The sequence below is a fragment of the Anabaena sp. WFMT genome, from assembly GCF_051781005.1.
GTDB lineage: Bacteria > Cyanobacteriota > Cyanobacteriia > Cyanobacteriales > Nostocaceae > Anabaena.
The window spans coordinates 37420-56857 of the sequence record NZ_JBPWOA010000034.1; the positions used below are offsets into that span (position 1 = coordinate 37420).

The window sequence follows — 19438 nt, forward strand, 5'->3', positions numbered from 1 at the left end:
AGATAATTACGAATTACGAATTACGAATTACGAATTAAAATCGTGCTGTTGTTGTCAATTAGGTAAGGATTACTATCTTGAGTAATTGCACCATATTTTTGAATGTAATGGCGGACTTCTAGGGGAAATTCAGGGTAGTCTAAGACTCCATCTCCATCAGCAACAGCTGACCAAAAGTCTCGCAAATCGGGAGCTAGTTGTTTTGCTTGGGCTAATGGTAGGTTGAGGGGAGGTAGGGTTAGTAGCTTGATGAGGAAGGGGAAAGAGCGATCGCCCATCCATTCCCGTGATGATTGCTGCAAGTTGGGAAAATCAGGTACTGATTCCACCCGATGAGATACAATCTGCAACCATTCCCTATCTAAATGATCTCGTTGAAATTCTAGAACCCGATAAGGATGAGGATAGCTGACTAATGAACCTGTCGTAATATCGTATATTCCATCTGCACAAGCTACATCTTGAACGTGCAAATGTCCTGTAAATACTAATCTCACTCCATATTGACGCAGCAAACCTAGAAGTTCTGGCGCATTTTGCAACATATAACGATTTGCCATTGGGTGGTCTGATTGATTAGGCAAATGCTCAACAACGTTATGATGTATCATTACTAAAACTAATTCATTCTCAATCGCTGCCAGTTCTGCTTCTAACCACCTGAGTTGTTCGGAATCTAAACGCCCTACTTGCTGACCTTGCTCATCAAATGAGTTAGAATTTAGACCAATCAGCCGGACTCCAGGTAACAATTGACAGTTGTAATAAGATTGCTCTGGGTTTTCATAACCAAACTTGCGGTAATAATGGGGAAAATCTGCAAAAGCAATAGATTGCTCATTTGCCTTTAATACAGGAACATCATGATTACCCGGAACAACATAAACGGGAAAAGGTAGTTGAGATAATCTTGTCTGTAACCAAGTGTGGTTTTCTGGTTCACCGTGTTGAGTTAAATCTCCTGGTATCAAAAGAAAATCTAAATCTAATTGTGTTAAATGTTCTAGTACACTTTCAAAAGCTGGAATACTCACTTCCACAAGATGAAAGCGGCTAGGATGATCCCAAATTGTATGGGGAAGTCCAATGTGTAAATCGCTAACTATGGCAAAACGAAAATTCATATTCATTGATTTAAGAAAATGTTAAAACCCGAAGTGCAAATACTCTTTTTTACAAAGTATAACTCTTGCTTTGTCTGACTGGGGATCAGCGGTTAGACTTAATATTTATATACATTTGAGTTTAATTTTTATGTATGACATTTAATATTTTCTTGTAGGGTGCGTCAGACCTACTTCAAGATAAACGTATCCCTTACGGGAGCGTTAGCCATACCGCAGAGACGCAGAGGACACAGAGGAGGGAAAAAACCACGAATTATTTCAATATCTCTTGTAGGGTGCGTCAGACCTACAAATTAGTTATTATCAACAGATATTTGACATCTGACGCACCTAACTAATATGCCAGTTATACTAAAAACGGGTTAAAAGTGTCATTCTGAACGAAGTGAAGAATCTCCGAGATACTTCTCTACGAGACGCTCCGCGAACGCTGCACTACGTTACGCTCAGTATGACATAAGTCCAGATTTCACCCGTTTACAGTATATGTAAGCCCTGTACTTAAAGGAGATTTGATTTTGGCAGTTGTTCGAGTTCGTCAACACGTTAACCCACTTGCCAGCAAGTATAAAATACCAGCTAATCCCCTAGAGTGGGAAAAAGTTTATGCACAGCCAAATCAACCTCTGCACTTAGATATTGGTTGTGCTAGGGGCAGGTTTTTACTAGAGATGGCACAAATAGAACCGAACTGGAATTTTTTAGGTTTGGAAATTCGGGAACCTTTGGTAGTGGAAGCAAATAAGTTGCGATCTGAACTGGATTTAATAAATTTGCATTATTTATTTTGCAATGTAAATAATTCATTAACACCAATTTTATCTACTTTGCCACCAGGAATTTTACAACGTGTAACAATTCAATTTCCCGATCCTTGGTTTAAAAACCGTCATGCTAAAAGACGTGTAGTGCAACCAGAGTTAGTGGCAGAACTAGCAGGTTATTTGACAGTGGGAGGAGTTGTTTTTGTGCAGTCTGATCAAAAATTTATTGCAGTGGAAATGTCGGAACGCTTTTCCGAACACCCAGCATTTGAGAAAATGGGTACAGAGGAATGGTTAGCAGCAAACCCCCTCCCAGTTCCCACAGAACGGGAAATAGGCACTATTAACAAGGGTGAACCAGTTTATCGGGCTTTATTTGTGAAGCGGTAATTGGTGATTGGTAATTAGTGATAAAATTCCAGTCTTAATCCTGTTAATCCTTAAATCCTGCAAATCCTGATTCAGACAATTTCACATCATCACACAACCGCCGATCCTCTGGACTCAAATTAATACCCGGATTGTGCAAATAATACTTTAACCAATCACAACCATCCACAAGTAACCGATCTAAATTCCGCACAGGCCACAACCGCGCTGTTTTGTCATCTGAAGCAGTAGCAATGGTTTTGCCGTCGGAGCTGAAACTCACACTAGTGAAATAACCCTGATGTCCCTTAAATTCTTGCAGCAGTTCCCCCTTCAAGTTCCACAACCGCGCTGTATTGTCCCCTGAAGCAGTAACAATGGTTTTGCCGTCGGGGCTAAAACTCACACTAATGACAAAACTCTGATGCCCCTTAAATTCTTGCAGCAGTTCCCCCTTCAAGTTCCACAACCGCGCTGTATTGTCCCCTGAAGCAGTAGCAATGGTTTTGCCGTCGGGGCTGAAACTCACACTTCTGACCTTATTCTGATGCCCCTTAAATTCTTGCAGCAGTTCCCCCTTCAAGTTCCACAACCGCGCTGTATTGTCCCCTGAAGCAGTAGCAATGGTTTTGCCGTCGGGGCTGAAACTCACACTAGTGAAATAACCCTGATGTCCCTTAAATTCTTGCAGCAGTTCCCCCCTCAAGTTCCACAACCGCGCTGTATTGTCCCTTGAAGCAGTAACAATGGTTTTGCCGTCGGGGCTGAAACTCACACTAGTGAAATAACCCTGATGTCCCTTAAATTCTTGCAGCAGTTCCCCCCTCAAGTTCCAAAACCGAACTGTTTTGTACCCTGAAGCAGTAGCAATGGTTTTACCGTCGGGGCTGAAACTCACACTTGTGACACGTTCCTGATGCCCCTTAAATTCTTGCAGCAGTTCCCCCTGTAGATTCCACAACCGCACTACTGTTTTGTACCCTGAAGCAGTAGCAATGGTTTTGCCGTCGGGGCTGAAACTCACACTATTGACACCTTCCTGATGCCCCTTAAATTCATGCGGCTTTTGCCCCTTTAAGTTCCACAACCGCACTGTTTTGTCCCATGAAGCAGTAGCAATAGTTTTTCCATCAGGGCTGAAACTCACACTTGTGACAACTTCCTGATGCCCCTTAAATTCATGCAGCAGTTCCCCCTGTAGATTCCACAACCGCGCTGTATTGTCTAATGAAGCAGTAGCAATGGTTTGACCGTCGGGGTTGAAACTCACACTATTGACATAACCCTGATGTCCTTTAAATTCCCTCAGCAGTTCCCCCTGTAGATTCCACAACCGCGCTGTATTATCCCATGAACCAGTAGCAATAGTTTTTCCATCAGGGCTGAAACTCACACTAGTGACAACTTCCTGATGCCCCTTAAATTCCCTCAGCAGTTGCCCCTGCAAGTTCCACAACCGCGCTGTATGGTCCAATGAAGCAGTAGCAATGGTTTTTCCATCAGGGCTGAAACTCACACCCCAGACTTCACTCTGATGCCCTTTAAATTCCCTCAGCAGTTGCCCCTGCAAGTTCCACAACCGCGCTGTTTTGTCCCCTGAACCAGTAGCAATGGTTTTTCCATCAGGGCTGAAACTCACACTAGTGACACGTTCCTGATGCCCCTTAAATTCTTGTAGCAGTTCCCCCTGTAAGTTCCACAACCGCGCTGTATTATCCCATGAAGCAGTAGCAATGGTTTTTCCATCAGGGCTGAAACTCACACCCCAGACATAACCCTGATGTCCTTTAAATTCCCTCAGCAGTTCCCCCTTTAAGTTCCACAACCGTGCTGTATTGTCCGATGAAGCAGTAGCAATAGTTTTTCCATCAGGGCTGAAACTCACACCCCAGACTTCACTCTGATGCCCTTTAAATTGGTTACGGTCTTTAATATTATCGAGGATATTATTTAAGGCATAGATAGGGCTAATCGTGGGATATTTATCAAGGGGACTATTTTTAACTAATGTTTTTAAAGTTTTACCATTCTGAACAGCAGACACTAAAGCTGGTAACTCTTCAAATTGGAACTGTCTTAAAACATTCACTCCACCTTGTTCTAGTTTGGTAACTAGTAATGCTTCTTGTTGGGCTTTGAGTGCTGTATTCAAGTTTTTTCTGGCTGCAACTATAGCTTTATCGGCTTTTTCAAGAGCGTTTAATGATTTTAAATAAGCATCATTAGCTTGTTTGAATGTTCCTTGTGCGTTTAGTACTTTTTGTTCTGCTTCCGTTTGTTGTTTGCTTGCCTGTTGTGATTTATCCTCTGCAATTTTTATACTGGCATTAGCTATTTGAATTTTTGACTCTGCTTCTGTATTTTTTTGTTTTAATATTGCCGCTTGTTTATTTACTTCTACTAACGTTGTTTTAGCTACTGATAGATTTTGTTGTGCTTTTTGAGTTTCCTGTGTTGCTTGTGTAAACTTAATTTCTGCCGCTTTTTTATTTTCTTCTGCTTGTTGAGATTTTAGTTCTAAGTCTTTAGTTTGACTTACTAATTGTTGCGTTTGTTGTTGTAATTCATCTTGTTTAGTTCTGGCTTTTTTAGTTTCGCTAAATTGATTCATGCCATAAACCGAAGCAATACCAGAAATTATTACTAAACCCACAGCTAAAGCAGAACTTAACTTTAATCTTTTTTGTCCTTCTTTAATTTGTGCGTCAGCTTGAAGTTTTGCATTTTCTACTATTTGTCTTGCTTCCTGTTCCTGTTTTAATTCTGCCTCGGCTTTGGCTAATTTCGCTAATAACTCATTTCCTTGCTGTTGACGAATAAACTCAACTAAATAATCATGCACTAATTGATATCTATCCGCAGGTGATTCTGGTAAAAGTAAAACCAAACCTGACGCAACAAAAATATTTAAGATTAAATCCAGGTTTTCAATTCCTGCTGCTAACTGTTCTACTAATTCAGCACGAGTTTTTAAAGGTCTTGTGCCATTTTCATCTGTGAGTAAATATAAAACCAGTCGCGCTATTTGTTCATTTTCTGCACCACAGTCTTTAATGACATCTTCTAAAAATTTCTCAACTAATTTTTCTTTACCAAATTCTTGATATTTATCTAAATTTTTAATTTGTTCTGTTTGTAATTGTGTCCCGACTATTTGTAATTCAATTGGTCTAACTTCTCCAATATCTCCTGCTAAATCTTTGACTAATTCATCAATTAATTCTGCTTGTAAATAAAAGCGTGTTTTTTCAGTCAGACTTTTAATCACAGCTTTAGCATCTGCGGGTGAAAAATTACCCAAATAATAACGAATATTTTTATCAAGAATGTTATTATTCGTAACTGTCAAATCAACTAAACGGTCTAATTCTAATAAATAATGTAAATAATCTTCTCGTAAAGAAAGCACGATTTTCACAAAGGGAATATCTAGAGAAACTCGTAAAAAATCATAAAATTGTCTTCTTTGTTTTTGTTCACTATACACAAAGAAAAATTCTTCAAATTGGTCAAATATCAAAACTGTTAACAAATTCCTGTTTTCATTTTTTCGTAATTGTTGAATAATTGCATCTGTAGAGTGTAGGGGTAATTCATGAATTGTCCCTACATTTGATATATTTGATTTTAAAGATTCTCCTAAAATTTCTAACCAATTTGTATAAACCCGTAAAAGAATCGGTAAAGCCTCACGTTCTCCAATTGGTTCTTGTTGCAGTGCAGGAATTAAACCACCTTGTAAAATTGAACTTTTCCCAACTCCAGACTGTCCATGAATAACAGTTAATTTATGTTCATTTCCCGCAATTCTTCCCCGCAACCGTTTTACATCTTCTTCTCTCCCAGAAGCGGAAATTTCTTGAGCAATTATTCCTGTATTTTCAACTTCTGAATTTTCAGATTTAATAACTTTGCGTTGGGGGTTTAGATAAGATGCACCAATAAAAGCTACAAATCCATATTGTTGTTTAACTTGTAGTCTTTTTTGTTTAATTGTAAAAGCTTTTAAATATTGTTTTTCTTGAAAATACAGGAAATTTAATTGTTCTAAGATATCAATATATAGCTTAGGATTATACTGAGGATGACTTTCATTTTTAGCGATTTCTAAAGTTTCAATTGCTGCGATATTGTCTCCTAAACCTATCTGAGAACGTGCAAAAAATAAGCGATATAAACCATATTCTTGAGATGGTAAATTAGGAATATTCGCTAAAATATCTAATGCTTTTTGTGCGTATTGATTCGCTTTTAGCCATTCTTTATTTTTTAATGCGACTTCTGCGAGAAAACCATAATTTTGCCCTAACCCTCTAACCCCCTTCCCTGCGAGGTTTGGAGAGAGGTTTTCATATAATTTTAGAGATTTTTGAGCAAAACTTTCTAAATCATTCCATGATTTTAGTTGTCGTAATATTTCACCCAAATGGTTGTTATATTCAATTACTAAATCTAATCTTTCTGCTTGTTCAAAAATTTCTAAAGCTTGCTGTAAATTATCTCTCGCATTTTGCCAATCTTCTTTATTTTCGGTATTACTGATTTCAGCTTTTCGAGTATAAGCTGAAGAGATTTTAACCAATGCCATACCGTGACGTTCTAAGTGATTATGAATTTGCCAAAATTCTCGACTGCGTTGATAATAAATTAAAGCATTATCTAGATGATCTTGTTGATATTCCCGTAAACCAAAAGCTAAATCTAAACCTGCTTGTATTTCTGGGTTTATATCTTCTCCTCTATCTTGTAAATCCTGATGTGCTGATTCTATTTCTTTGTAAACTTGGGGATTAGGGGTAACGTCATGATTAAATATTTCTTCTGTTGTTTCTTGCAATAAATCAATTAAATCATCAGTATCATTTTCAAAGTCAATAATACTCCCCCAATTTTCTAAATCTGGTGCGACTCTGATGATTTTTTTGAGAATTTGATCATCTATCCAAATCAAAATCGGAAAAGGAAAGTTTTTTCTAAATTCCTCTCGAATTTGATTAGATAAACTCAAAATTGCGTCGATGTTTTTAACGGAGTCTAACCCAGAAATCATTACAGCTTGTGGTTGTTCATCTGCCAATTCTTGAGATATATTATTGTAGAGACTTTTAGATGATTCTGGTAAAGTAATTTCTCTAATGGGTATAGAAGAAACTTCTTTGAGTTGTGCTGCTATCTGCTGACGTAGTTTTGCATAGTTGCAGCGAAGGAAAATCAGTGATAATTGACCTTGTGAGAAATTAATTGCTCTTAATATGGTTCTGAGCGAATTATCATTATTTCCAGGAGGACTTTCTTGATTATTCATGATGTTAAATGCTGATTTGAAAATGTTTTAATCTACCCTAACACCCCACCCCTAACCCCTCCCCGCAAGCGAGGAGGGGAACTGGATACGCAATGTGATTATTTATGATGTTAATTCTTTGGAATCTATCAAAATTGGATTAATATCAAACCAAGATCCATCTTCATCTCGATATTCAAATACAAACATACTGCGGAGTAAGATATCATATTTGTCTTCACCTCTATAGGTTTTTGTTGTCCATACTTCTTTTAGTAACTCCCATTCATCATCTGTAATTGCTAAACTTAACTCATTACAACGTTTTTTGATAACACTTTCTACACATTTTTTAGAAATTGGTGTATCTTCTATTTGCAAACAGCGAAACAATAACATTAATAAGTTACGTAAATGACCACCGCTAACTTTACAAAGTCGTTCTAATGTTTCAGGACTATCAAATATTTTTGTAACTAAACTTTGACTTTGTTCCCAATTTACATCAGGAAAAGCTCTAGCCATTACCATTTGTTGTAGGAGTGTAATTCCTGCTTGGTAATCTTGACCGTTTCTCTGTTTAATTGCAACCATTGGTAAGACTTTAGGATCTACTCCAAAGCGATTGGTTAATCTACCTAAAGCGTTAGAAAATATGAGAACTAGGGGAATTGTATACACAACATGACAGTTTAATTTGTTTAACTGTTCACCACGTTCTACAAATAGATATTCTGGTTGATATTGACCATTTGGTTTAAGTGCATTATCTATTCTATCTAGGTTATCAATGATAACTACTAAACCTGATTTACCCTGTTTTTTAAGTCTTTCTTTTGCAGGTATGAGTAATTCTTTGTTAATTGCTTCTAAAATGCCATTGGTGCGGGGTTCTAAATATTGTCGTAACTGACTACGCAGTTTAGGACTATCTTTAGTTTTAGCGGTAATTTTGCCAATACATACAGATAATTCGGCTTCAACACCAATATCTAGGGGAGTTTGTAAAAGTTCAGCTATTTCGGTAAATAGATTTTGAAAATATCCTGGTTTGAGTTTAATTTGTGCTGCTTCTAAACTTTGGCTAACTTCACGTGCTATGGCTAGTAAAATATCTGTAATATCAATATCAGCTAAATCTAAACTTTGACTAGATTCAAAATAAACTACATGAAATCCCTGTTCTTCTAATTCTGCTTTCAGTCGTAGTAATTCTGTAGATTTACCGCAACCTATATGTCCTGTAAATAATTGACAAGTTGGTGATTCTGGAGAAAGCAGTGTAATAGTTCGTTTTAATTCTCTAATTATTTCTGCACCCCGCACCTCGGAAAAATCAATATAGTATTGTCTATCCTCAGCTTTGCTTTGATCAAGAGTTTTATTAGGGTTGCAAGCTTGATAAAATCTTTTTAAATCAAGTGTCATGAGAAATTGCCTAAAACGAGTCTAATCTTAATTCATATCTCAGTAATTATACAGGTAATGATAAAATTAAGCTAGAAATTAGACTCGTGATAGCGCGGCATAAGCGATACTCCTCACACGCACTGTTGTTTAAAATGTATTCCAGTGGAAATGTGCGAATTTAGTCCCTACACCAACTTTTTGGGACATAAATATTTTAGTTATTACTAGGACTAGCCCTTTCAAGGTGACTAACGGAAATACGTCATATTTTTGAGGTTGGATACCTGGGATATTTTAGTGACATAAAAGGTTTATTTCTGGTTAATAAAAATCACAGGATTATCTTTAAATAATTTTTCTCATAGATAAAATAAGGCGGTGTAGGTACACACTCACTATAAGGAAAAATAAAATGGAAATCAACAATAAACATCACAACAATCAATTTGAAATTAACGACCTGATTGATGAAGCTGTAAACAATGCAGTAGCACGTCGTCACGAAGCTTTAGATTCAGAAGAGGCTTTGTTAGATTTATCTGATGAGGAAGCAAAAAACGTTGCAGGTGGGGCTTCTTTATCCATTAAGCCCATTATCTTTGGTTACATTATTTGTCCTCCTATCACAATAGGACTCATCGCTGTTGATCCTAAAATTCAAACCATTTAGGTATTGACTTATAAGAAAATTGCCCAGCCGTATTTAGTTATTGTCGAACCTACAAAAGTAGTTGTAGGATGCGAATTTCTAAGCAGAGGTTGGGTTACGGCTGGTCATTTTTTCAGAAGGCTCATCATGAAAGAAATTCCTACTGATAAAACTACACTTTGCCCCAGTGCTAGACCTGAATCTGAGAATAGCGTTGTTTTTGGCATTATCAGCGGGACAGTGGCAGAACCCCGTGTAGCTTATCTCAAACAGCCCCAACCTATCACAGATGAACTAATAGCAAAGGCTAGTCCAATTACACCTGCTGAAATTTTCCGCACAGCAGCACCTTGTGCAGCTACAGGTTGTCAGCATTTTGATGGACAAGATTGCCGTTTAGCAACACGAATTGTCGAAAATTTACCCGCAGCAACAGAAGAATTACCACCTTGTTCCATACGTCGAGATTGTCGTTGGTGGAACCAAGAAGGTAAGGCAGCTTGTATGCGTTGTCCGCAAGTTATTACAGATAACTACAAAGCATCTGAATTAGCAGTTAAAGTTGCCGCACCACATTCTAATTAACCAAAATAATAAACTGCATTCAAATTATTTCAGGAGAAGATCATGTCTCTAGAAAACGTGAGAGCTTTTTACGAAAAACTAGCTTCTGATGAGGCTTTTCGTACCCAAATTCAAGAAGTTGATACGAAAGAAGTAGGTAGAGAAATTCTAGAAACTTCTGGTTATAACTTTACTCAAGAAGAGTTTGAAGAATATACAGAGCAATTGCTGGAATCAGGTAATTCTCCTGAAGGTTTAAGAGACCTCAATGAAAAAGAATTAGAAGCTGTTTTTGGTGGAGCGACATCTGTTCTTTTACCTATAGGTTTTCCGATTCTGTTATACGGAGTTGTTATCAGTCAAATCTGGCGGATACTCTAAGTCCTTTTCTATAATTTTGAAGTTGTACGGTAACACATCCAAAAATTTTAATCAGGAGAAAATTATGTCTCTAGAACACGTTAAAGCTTTCTACGAAAACCTGGCTGCTGATGAGGCTTTCCGCACTCAAATTGAAGGTGTTGAAAATAAAGAAGAATGTAGCCAAATAGTTAAAGCTGCTGGCTATGATTTCACTCAAGAAGAGTATGAAGAATATACTTATCAACTTTTAGAATCGGCTAATTCTGAAGGTGAAATTCAAGATTTAGGTGAAAAAGAACTAGCAGCCGTGTTTGGTGGAATCATTGGAAGACCAAAAATTCAACCACTATATGGAGTTGTTTGGCCACCTTTTCAGCTTATGTATGGAATTATTCGCATAGATGACACCCTAGCTTAGAAAATCTCTATTTCCGAACTCGCAAATTAAGTAAGTTTCTGGGGATGGATTAATGTATATCTGTCCCTTTCTAAAGAACAGGAATTATGCAATTGGCATATTAGTAAAGTGCGTCAGAAAAATCTGTTGATTGTTACAAAAAAGGGAACAGGGAACAGATAAGAAACTTTAGTTCTGAGTTGAAAGATCAGTCAAAAAAAGATGTTTTTACCAAATAATTACTAATTTGTAATTCATAATTAAAGAGGGTACAAGCCTCCACTGATTGCAATTACGAATTACGAATTATCAATTACGAATTATTTTGACGCACCCTACAAGAGATAGCCATAAAGAAATTGATTGAGGATATTTGAATGAATTATCGCCGGATTAGTTATGCAGTTTGGGAAATTACACTTAAATGTAATCTAGCTTGTCAACATTGTGGTTCTCGTGCTGGTCATACAAGGGCAAACGAACTTTCTACAGCAGAAGCCCTTGATTTGGTTAAACAAATGGCTGATGTAGGAATTACAGAAGTTACTATTATTGGGGGTGAAGCTTTTCTTCGTCCTGATTGGTTGGAGATTGCCCAAGCAATTACTAAAGCTGGTATGCTTTGTGGCATGACTACTGGGGGTTATGGTATCACTTTAGAAACAGCCCATCGGATGAAAGCAGCAGGTATTCAAGTTGTTTCTGTTTCTGTTGATGGTTTAGAAGCTACTCATGACCATATCCGGGGTAAACAAGGCTCATGGCAATGGGCGTTTAAGACTATGAGTAACCTCAAAGAAGCAGGAATTCCTTTTGGTTGTAATACTCAAATTAATCGCCTCTCTGCGCCAGAATTTCCTCGAATTTATGAACATCTCCGCGACGCGGGTATTTTCGCTTGGCAAATTCAATTAACTGTACCGATGGGGAATGCAGCAGATAACAGCGAGATTTTGCTGCAACCTTATGAACTCATAGATTTATATCCCATGATTGCTGGTGTTGCCGAACGGGCAAAGCAAGAAGGGGTACAGGTGCAAGCAGGAAATAATATTGGCTATTACGGACCCTATGAGCGATCGCTCCGAGGAGGTGATGCTTGGTCTTTTTGGCAGGGATGTAGCGCGGGATTGTCTGCGTTGGGTATTGAAGCTGATGGTGCAATTAAAGGTTGTCCGTCGCTGCCAACCACAGCTTATACAGGAGGTAATATCCGCGACCATTCATTGCGAACAATTATTGAAGAAACTGAAGAACTGCGGTTTAATATCGGGGCTGGTACTCCCAAGGGAATAGAACACCTATGGGGTTTCTGCAAGACTTGTGAATTTGCCGAACTCTGTCGTGGTGGTTGTAGTTGGACTGCCCATGTTTTCTTTGATAAGCGAGGTAATAATCCTTATTGTCATCATCGCGCCCTTACTCAAGAAAAAGATGGGATTCGAGAGCGAGTATTTCTGCAACGTCGTGCGGATGGCAACCCTTTTGATAATGGGGAGTTTGCGTTGATTGAAGAACCCATTAATACACCTTGGCCAGAAAATGATCGACTTCACTTTACTGCTGATTTAATTCAATGGCCAGAAGGGTGGAAAAAGGAACCAGAGTTAGTCAAATATGAAAGTTAATGCAAACTGAAATCCTGTTTATAAATATGAACCATATTGACCCTGATTCTATCACTTTAGAAAATCCGAATACTGTGGCACAATCTGAGGATAGTTCAGATACTCCACAACGTTTATTACCTCGTTTGGCTTGGGATAGTCAAATCACTTATTTACGACTTCTTTTTAGAGCCAAGAAAGCTTTAGACAGAATCGAGAAGGAAGCTTGTATTTCGAGAATTTAACGCTGATTGACTGCATCAATATCCAAAAAGTAACAACTCAAAAACGGTACTATGTCTAAACTCAAAGTTTCTGATTTAAATCCTGCTGGGTTTCAATTTTTCCAAGATTCTGAAACCTTTCTTATAGATTTGAATGATGATGATCTGTCTATTCCTCGTGGTGGAATTTTTATTACTACTAATATTAGTGTGATTCAAGTTGCCGTTTCTGAGGATATTTTTGCACCATCTATATCTTTTATTTGGTGATGGAATAGAGGGCGGGAAAACCCCGCCCCTACAGAATTTGTGATTTAAAACCCACATTCCGCACTTCATAAGGACGAACCCAAAAGTCCGCCCTTAGATATTGCCGAAAAAATCTAAATCTTCGCTTCTTCTCTCACCAACTTATCCCAACCCAAATCCTTCAAATTATTATTCCTTCTTAAAGGACGAGTTACCAATTCCAAAATGTCACGGGTATTACCAAAACCGTGAATTTGAGCAAAGGTAAACTCCACAGACCACTTAGTATTAATACCTCGTGCTTCTAGTGGGTTAGCATGAGCCATACCAGTAATTACCAAATCAGGTTTCAACTCATAAATCCGTTGAAGTTGATTGTAATTATCAGGCTTCTCCATAATTGTTGGTAGAGGTGAATTCATTTCGTGACAAGTTTTTTCTAACAAAGCCAACTCAGCAGCTTGATAGCGTTTATCCATGTAAGGAATACCGATTTCCTGAACAGTCATTCCACAGCGAATCAAAAACCGCGCCATAGAAATTTCCAACAGGTTATCACCCATCAAAAACACAGATTTACCACGAATTAATTTCACATAATCTTCTACACCAGCCCATATCTGCGCTTCCCGTTCGTCTAAACCCTTGGGTGTAATTCCAAACACCGAGCAGATTTTTTCAATCCAAGCGCGAGTTCCGTCGGGGCCAATGGGGAATGGTGCGCCAATTAGCTTACACTTGCGGCGACGCATTAAAGTTGTAGCGGTGCGGCTGAGGAAGGGGTTAACACCAGCGACATAATACCCTTCTTCGATCACAGGTAATTCTGTAAATCGTTTTGCAGGTAGCCAACCAGAAACTTTGATACCTTGTTTTTTCAGTTCCAAGGTTAACTGAGTCACTACGGGGTCAGGTAAAGAACCAAACAGCACCAAAGGTGGGTGATCTACATACTCAGATTCATCTTGGGCGATGTCTTCTTTTTTCTTACCGAAATTCATCAGCTTCTGAATGGCGTTGCGCTCAACTTTTTCAGTTTCTGAAACTGGAGACTTTTCAGGACAACGATGAGCCATAGCGGCTAATACAGTGTCCTCTCCTTGGGTGAATGCGTAGTCGAGTCCGTTAGCACGGGCGACAACAATGGGAATACCTAAATCAGCTTCTAACTTGGGTGCTAAACCTTCCAAGTCGGTTTTAATAATTTCTGTGGTGCAAGTACCAATCCAGACAATTACACTAGGATTGCGATCGCGCTTAATTTGCTCACACAATCGTTTTAATTCTTCATAATCATTCAATTGTGCCGAAATATCCCCTTCTTCTAACTCTGCCATTGCATAGCGGGGTTCAGCAAAAATCATCACTCCCATTGCATTTTGCAGAAAGTAACCGCAGGTTTTTGTCCCAATCACCAAAAAGAAGCTATCTTCAATTTTTTGATATAACCACGCAACGCAGCTAATAGGACAAAAAGTGTGATAATTTCCGGTTTCACATTCAAAATTTAAAGCTTCTGGCTGTTGAGCAACAGTCATATTAATATTCTCCCTTTAATTTTTTAAGCTTGTAAAGCAGATGATTGGGGACTAGGGATTGGGGACTGGGTACTAGGTACTAGGTACTAGGGATTGGGGAGATGAAAAGAATATTTATCTTTCTTCTGCTCCCTGCTCCCTGCTCCCTGCTCCCTGCCTTTTGCCTCCTATCACCTGCTTTCAACAATTAATTATTGGGGAAGAGACGAGCCATTTCTGATTCATCAAAAACCTCTGATGGCAGTTCTTCACCCAAAAGGTCGTTATTTTCTTCACCCTCTTGGAGGGATTTTTCATCACCCCAGACATCAGACAACACATCACGAAATGCGCTCTCTTCAGGTTGACCTAGATCATCAAACCCATTGTCATCAGAGAGACTTAAATCACCTAATGCAGACGCGTGGTTGTCTTCCGTTAAAGTCATAGACTCAAAAGAAATCCCACTAAACTCATCCACTGTTTCTACACTGGATGCTGGTTCGGACTCCTCTAGGATGCTTTCATCGGCTAAAGAAATCTCATCGAAAGCATTGTCATCTACCAGTAAATTGCTTTCGTCCCAGTTGACTTGAGTGACATCGATCATTGTGAATTCTTGATCAATCTCCTCTTCCCCAACATCACTTAAATCAGTGCTTGCTGATGGTTCCTCTTCCAGAACATCTTCAGCAATATCTTCTAGCACTTCAGGGATATCTTCAGAAACGTCCAAGTATCTTTTTGGTTCTGTTGTCGGACTCAAACGGTTTCCGAGGACAATATCTGGGTCAAAATGTAAATCCAATACTTCAATCAGAGTATCAGCATCTGGATTTAATTTAGCAAAGGGAAACATTAGCTGGGCTAGTTTGGGTTCTAGCGCATTTACCACTCCCAGGATGAGGTACGAAGATGGTCGCTTCCCTCCATCGGGGGTATAAACCGATTCTATTGCCATTTGCAGGGTAATCCAATCGCGGTTCACCTGAAAGAATTGCAACCACTTTTGCTTGATTGAGTCCGTAAAGCTATTAAAGAATGCCATAGTCTCCCCCCATCCTGACGAGGTAAAATGTTTTATACAATCATCAAGTCTAATTCCTCTTCTGCATTAGTGGCTTGTGGTTTACTCGGATTTAGATAAAAATCTGACAACAAAGAGAAAAGTTCTCTATCTGGAGCATCGTTAGGAACAACACCTTCAGGACGCGCTAATATTTGGTCAGCAATGCTCAGGTAATAGTCGCAAACATAGTCCAGTGAAGGATCTGACTCTGCCATTTCAAACAGGGTTTTACCTTTCACGCGGGAAACACGGATATCTTCGATTAGAGGTAATACCTCCAAAACTGGCATTGGTACTGCTTCGATGTATTTCTCAATCAAGTCGCGCTTGACAGTGCGATTACCGATTAACCCAGCCAAACGTAGTGGGTGAGTCCGTGCTTTCTCACGGACTGAAGCTGCAATCCGGTTAGCAGCAAACAAGGCATCAAAGCCATTATCAGTAACAATCAGGCAATAATCGGCATAGTTGAGTGGTGCTGCAAAGCCACCACACACAACGTCACCCAGTACGTCAAATAAAATTACATCGTACTCATCAAAAGCATTGAGTTCTTTAAGTAGTTTTACAGTTTCACCTACTACATATCCACCACAACCTGCACCAGCCGGAGGACCACCAGCCTCTACGCAATCTACACCACCATAGCCTTTGTAAATTACATCTTCAGGCCAAACATCTTCGTAGTGGTAATCTTTTTCTTGCAGAGTGTCAATAATTGTAGGAATCAAAAACCCGGTAAGTGTGAAAGTGCTGTCATGTTTAGGGTCACAGCCAATTTGTAGTACTTTTTTACCGCGTTTGGCTAGGGCAACTGAGATGTTACAGCTAGTTGTTGATTTGCCAATTCCACCTTTTCCGTAAACTGCTAATTTCACTTTTGATTGCCTCTTTAATAGTTTCTTTTCAAACTTGCAGCCTTCACCTAGCCTGTATTAGCGACGTGTGAGGTGTGTGAGTGTCATTATTGTGCAAATTTCCTAGAAAAGAAAGAGGCTGGAAATTTGGAATTTGGCTTTAGACGGCGTAATTTACATATATAAAGACTTTAAGTGATTAATTAGGCTTATAAAGCTCAAAAAATTCTCAAAAACTCTATTAAATTAATTTATAAAAAATAAATAATAAAATAGTTACAAAAAACAAAAAAAATAAATTCGCTATTTATAACTGTTTACAAACAATTATACTCATGTATTTACAGCTTATTATCAAGCAGCCAGGCGTATTTTATTCTAAAAAAATAATTATTATCAGTTAATACTAAAAAGATAGCAATGCTTACGGCTGGCTATACCCAAGAATTTGAGAGAGTCTATAAATAGATGCTTTCAGGCAATTTACTCAATATGGAATGATTTAAGTGAATGAAAAATGCCTTCTGCTGGCTACGGCTAAGAATTGTTAGTTGTAAATAATTATTAAATTAAAAAATTTATATCTAAAAACTAATTAAATCATGACAACCATAAATTTGATATATAAATATTAATTTTATCTTAATTTTTTTCAACAGCATTGATTTCCTGCAATGATTGCCAACCGGCGTGCCACTGGGAATTATCTTGTAACAATTTCGCATTCAACCAAAAGCGGACTTGAGGGTCACAAGCAGCCACCATTTCTGCATATACCCACTTACCCTGATTTTTCCGGTTAACAACTTGAAAATGTCGCCACCCATCAACTTTTTTTTGTGCTGTCCACTTAGAACCGAGTAAATAGGGAAACTTCTGTTTTTTAGGCATTTTTCAGGTTCTAAAGATCCATATCGGAAATTGAATAATTAGTGCGCTCATTGTTCTGAGCAAGCGAACATTGCTCAGAACAAACAGATTAAGTCCAACTACAAAATTACTAGATTATTCTTATATTGTTCAAATTACCGCTAAAACCAGTAATCTCAATAATGGAGTCGGTAGCAGCAGAGAAGCCAGCAATGTCATCATTAAGTGCTACAAATGTCTGTTGAGTTGCACCACTACCCAAAGTAAAAGTAGCTGCACCATTAGCCGCAAAAGAACTATTAGTTAACACTGCTTGAATATCAGTAGCAATCAAGCTTTTAACCGTGCCTCCGTCAAACACATTCCGTTTAGAAACGGCATTAATACCATCAATCCTATCTTTACCAATCTTAAAGTCGGTGATCTTGTCGTAACTGCTTAACAGGGAATCGCTCAAATCTTTGTAGCGGAATTTGTCTGTACCCTTCCCACCTGTGAGGACATCAGCCCCTGCACCACCCACTAGAAGATCAGCACCATTATCACCATTGAGAATGTCATTACCCTCTAAGCCAAACAGTTTATCTTTGCCATTACCACCAGAAATATTATCAATGCCATCAGAACCGAATAACGAATCTTTGCGATTAGTACCGCTGATGAATTGGGTTGTTTCCACTACATTGTTCAGCAGTTTGGTGACATTGCCATTCACATCATAGAGATATCTGTATTCAGGAATGATGTTACCGTTGTAATCATAGCTTTCTGAAGTTAGGTTGCCATTGGCATCGTAAGTGGAGGTGTAGATATAATCTGGCGTGCCATCAGCATTGTAGTCAGATATTTGTGAAATCAGGTTGCCATTACCATCGTAAGTGTAAGTGTCGGTATAATCTACCGTGCCATCAGCATTGGTGTCAGAGTTGACTGAAGTCTGATTGCCATTGGCATCGTAGGTGTAGGTGGTGATATAATCCGGTGTGCCATCGCCATTGTAGTCATAGCTTTGTGAAGCCAGATTGCTCTTGGCATTGCCATTGGCATTATAAGTGTAGGCAGTGATAAAATCTGGTGTGCCATCAGCATTAGTGTCAGATATTTGTGAAATCAGGTTGCCATTGGCATCGTAGGTATAGGTGTCGATATAATCTGGCGTGCCATCACCATTTGTGTCAGAGTTTACTGAAGTCAGGTTGCCATTGGCATTGTAAGTGGAGGTGTAGATATAATCTGGCGTGCCATCAGCATTAGTGTCAGATATTTGTGAAATCAGGTTGCCATTGATATCGTAGGTGGAGGTGTAGGTAGAGTCGATTGTACCATCAGCATTGGTGTCAGAGTTTACTGAAGTCTGATTGCCATTGGCATCGTAGGTGTAAGTGGTGATATGGTCGATTGTGCCATCACCATTGTAATCAGATGTTTGTGAAGTTAGGTTGCCATTGGCATTATAAGTGTAGGTACTGCTAAAGTCTGGCGTGCCATCACCATTGGTGTCAGAGTTTACTGAAGTCTGATTGCCATTGGCATCGTAGGTGTAGGTAGTGATATAATCCGGCGTGCCATCAGCATTGTAATCAGATGTTTGTGAAGTCTGATTACCATTGGCATTATAAGTGAAGATACTGATGAAATCTGGCGTGCCATCAGCATTGTAGTCAGATGTTTGTGAAGTCTGATTGCCATTGGCATTGTAAGTGGAGGTGTAGATATAATCTGGCGTGCCATCAGCATTAGTGTCAGATATTTGTGAAATCAGGTTGCCATTGATATCGTAGGTGGAGGTGTAGGTAGAGTCGATTGTGCCATCAGCATTGGTGTCAGAGTTTACTGAAGTCTGATTGCCATTGGCATCGTAAGTGTAGGTGGTGATAGAGTCGATTGTGCCATCAGCATTGGTGTCAGAGTTTACTGAAGTCAGGTTGCTATTGGCATCGTAGGTATAGGTGTAAATCTGATCAATAGGAACGTATATGCCAAAATCAGCTTTGACTGGTGTGGATTTTGCGACGATTAGGTTTTGTGGATTGGTAGACATAATTTTCTCTGATACAAAAAAACTAGCAATTGTCTGTTTCTCTTCCTGTTTCATCCTGGAAGTGTTGGCACTATCCA

At 38.8% G+C, this 19438-nt stretch carries 16 protein-coding genes; 8 read left to right on the plus strand and 8 right to left on the minus strand.

All coding sequences use genetic code 11. The features are described from left to right. Positions 1-20 precede the first annotated feature (20 nt). Entirely contained in the window at positions 21-1130 is a 1110-nt protein-coding gene (locus tag ACSQ6I_RS22695) for a metallophosphoesterase family protein (RefSeq protein ID WP_438892525.1), read from the minus strand. Positions 1131-1645: 515 nt separating this feature from the next. Here ACSQ6I_RS22695 and trmB point away from each other — a divergent pair. Next, positions 1646-2281 carry a tRNA (guanosine(46)-N7)-methyltransferase TrmB gene (gene trmB, locus ACSQ6I_RS22700; protein ID WP_438892526.1) on the plus strand — a complete coding sequence of 212 codons (636 nt, stop codon included), beginning with the start codon at positions 1646-1648 and terminating at the stop codon, positions 2279-2281. A gap of 43 nt (positions 2282-2324) precedes the next feature. On the opposite strand, the gene ACSQ6I_RS22705 is transcribed toward trmB, so the two are convergent. Both ACSQ6I_RS22705 and ACSQ6I_RS22710 read right to left on the minus strand, forming a co-directional pair. Next, complete coding sequence (locus ACSQ6I_RS22705) at positions 2325-7565, minus strand: eIF2A-related protein (protein WP_438892527.1); 5241 nt, start codon at positions 7563-7565, stop codon at positions 2325-2327. Between the two features lie 102 nt (positions 7566-7667). Continuing rightward, positions 7668-8972, minus strand: coding sequence for a P-loop NTPase fold protein (locus ACSQ6I_RS22710; protein WP_438892528.1), 1305 nt, complete (start codon positions 8970-8972; stop codon positions 7668-7670). Positions 8973-9366: 394 nt separating this feature from the next. Between ACSQ6I_RS22710 and ACSQ6I_RS22715 the strand changes: the two genes are divergently transcribed. From ACSQ6I_RS22715 to ACSQ6I_RS22745, 7 genes are all read left to right on the plus strand, one after another. Beyond that, positions 9367-9624 (plus strand): hypothetical protein, encoded by a 258-nt coding sequence (locus ACSQ6I_RS22715; protein WP_438892529.1) that lies wholly within the window; start codon positions 9367-9369, stop codon positions 9622-9624. A 126-nt stretch (positions 9625-9750) separates the two neighbouring features. Beyond that, positions 9751-10188, plus strand: coding sequence for a nitrogen fixation protein (locus tag ACSQ6I_RS22720; RefSeq protein WP_438892530.1), 438 nt, complete (start codon positions 9751-9753; stop codon positions 10186-10188). A 42-nt stretch (positions 10189-10230) separates the two neighbouring features. Then, positions 10231-10548 (plus strand): Nif11-like leader peptide family RiPP precursor, encoded by a 318-nt coding sequence (locus tag ACSQ6I_RS22725; RefSeq protein ID WP_438892531.1) that lies wholly within the window; start codon positions 10231-10233, stop codon positions 10546-10548. A gap of 64 nt (positions 10549-10612) precedes the next feature. Beyond that, on the plus strand, positions 10613-10948 hold the full coding sequence (locus tag ACSQ6I_RS22730) for a Nif11-like leader peptide family natural product precursor (protein WP_438892532.1): 336 nt from the start codon (positions 10613-10615) through the stop codon (positions 10946-10948). A 356-nt stretch (positions 10949-11304) separates the two neighbouring features. Beyond that, complete coding sequence (locus tag ACSQ6I_RS22735) at positions 11305-12555, plus strand: nif11-class peptide radical SAM maturase 3 (RefSeq protein ID WP_438892533.1); 1251 nt, start codon at positions 11305-11307, stop codon at positions 12553-12555. A gap of 26 nt (positions 12556-12581) precedes the next feature. After that, positions 12582-12779: a hypothetical protein gene (locus tag ACSQ6I_RS22740; RefSeq protein WP_438892534.1), complete on the plus strand. Its 198-nt coding sequence runs from the start codon at positions 12582-12584 to the stop codon at positions 12777-12779. Positions 12780-12830: 51 nt separating this feature from the next. Then, positions 12831-13028, plus strand: coding sequence for a hypothetical protein (locus tag ACSQ6I_RS22745; protein WP_438892535.1), 198 nt, complete (start codon positions 12831-12833; stop codon positions 13026-13028). 113 nt (positions 13029-13141) lie between these two features. On the opposite strand, the gene ACSQ6I_RS22750 is transcribed toward ACSQ6I_RS22745, so the two are convergent. From ACSQ6I_RS22750 to ACSQ6I_RS22770, 5 genes are all read right to left on the minus strand, one after another. Next, a complete protein-coding gene (locus ACSQ6I_RS22750; RefSeq protein WP_438892536.1) occupies positions 13142-14545 on the minus strand; it encodes a ferredoxin:protochlorophyllide reductase (ATP-dependent) subunit N in 1404 nt (467 codons plus the stop codon). A 187-nt stretch (positions 14546-14732) separates the two neighbouring features. Further along, positions 14733-15572 (minus strand): DUF5331 domain-containing protein, encoded by an 840-nt coding sequence (locus ACSQ6I_RS22755; protein ID WP_438892537.1) that lies wholly within the window; start codon positions 15570-15572, stop codon positions 14733-14735. A 32-nt stretch (positions 15573-15604) separates the two neighbouring features. Then, positions 15605-16471, minus strand: a complete 867-nt coding sequence (gene bchL / locus ACSQ6I_RS22760; RefSeq protein WP_015216056.1) for a ferredoxin:protochlorophyllide reductase (ATP-dependent) iron-sulfur ATP-binding protein — start codon at positions 16469-16471, stop codon at positions 15605-15607. Positions 16472-17092: 621 nt separating this feature from the next. After that, positions 17093-17341 carry a TIGR02450 family Trp-rich protein gene (locus ACSQ6I_RS22765; protein WP_438892538.1) on the minus strand — a complete coding sequence of 83 codons (249 nt, stop codon included), beginning with the start codon at positions 17339-17341 and terminating at the stop codon, positions 17093-17095. Positions 17342-17450: 109 nt separating this feature from the next. Beyond that, on the minus strand, positions 17451-19361 hold the full coding sequence (locus tag ACSQ6I_RS22770) for a bluetail domain-containing putative surface protein (protein WP_438892539.1): 1911 nt from the start codon (positions 19359-19361) through the stop codon (positions 17451-17453). Positions 19362-19438 lie beyond the last annotated feature (77 nt).

Excerpts from the sequence above, each read along its gene's own strand:
- ACSQ6I_RS22755 (WP_438892537.1), bottom strand. The coding sequence starts at position 15,572 with ATGGCATTCTTTAATAGCTTTACGGACTCAATCAAGCAAAAGTGGTTG.
- ACSQ6I_RS22740 (WP_438892534.1), top strand. The coding sequence starts at position 12,582 with ATGAACCATATTGACCCTGATTCTATCACTTTAGAAAATCCGAATACT.
- ACSQ6I_RS22720 (WP_438892530.1), top strand. The coding sequence starts at position 9,751 with ATGAAAGAAATTCCTACTGATAAAACTACACTTTGCCCCAGTGCTAGA.
- ACSQ6I_RS22750 (WP_438892536.1), bottom strand. The coding sequence starts at position 14,545 with ATGACTGTTGCTCAACAGCCAGAAGCTTTAAATTTTGAATGTGAAACC.
- ACSQ6I_RS22705 (WP_438892527.1), bottom strand. The coding sequence starts at position 7,565 with ATGAATAATCAAGAAAGTCCTCCTGGAAATAATGATAATTCGCTCAGA.
- ACSQ6I_RS22710 (WP_438892528.1), bottom strand. The coding sequence starts at position 8,972 with ATGACACTTGATTTAAAAAGATTTTATCAAGCTTGCAACCCTAATAAA.
- ACSQ6I_RS22725 (WP_438892531.1), top strand. The coding sequence starts at position 10,231 with ATGTCTCTAGAAAACGTGAGAGCTTTTTACGAAAAACTAGCTTCTGAT.
- ACSQ6I_RS22770 (WP_438892539.1), bottom strand. The coding sequence starts at position 19,361 with ATGTCTACCAATCCACAAAACCTAATCGTCGCAAAATCCACACCAGTC.
- ACSQ6I_RS22745 (WP_438892535.1), top strand. The coding sequence starts at position 12,831 with ATGTCTAAACTCAAAGTTTCTGATTTAAATCCTGCTGGGTTTCAATTT.
- ACSQ6I_RS22715 (WP_438892529.1), top strand. The coding sequence starts at position 9,367 with ATGGAAATCAACAATAAACATCACAACAATCAATTTGAAATTAACGAC.
- ACSQ6I_RS22735 (WP_438892533.1), top strand. The coding sequence starts at position 11,305 with ATGAATTATCGCCGGATTAGTTATGCAGTTTGGGAAATTACACTTAAA.
- ACSQ6I_RS22730 (WP_438892532.1), top strand. The coding sequence starts at position 10,613 with ATGTCTCTAGAACACGTTAAAGCTTTCTACGAAAACCTGGCTGCTGAT.
- ACSQ6I_RS22695 (WP_438892525.1), bottom strand. The coding sequence starts at position 1,130 with ATGAATATGAATTTTCGTTTTGCCATAGTTAGCGATTTACACATTGGA.
- ACSQ6I_RS22765 (WP_438892538.1), bottom strand. The coding sequence starts at position 17,341 with ATGCCTAAAAAACAGAAGTTTCCCTATTTACTCGGTTCTAAGTGGACA.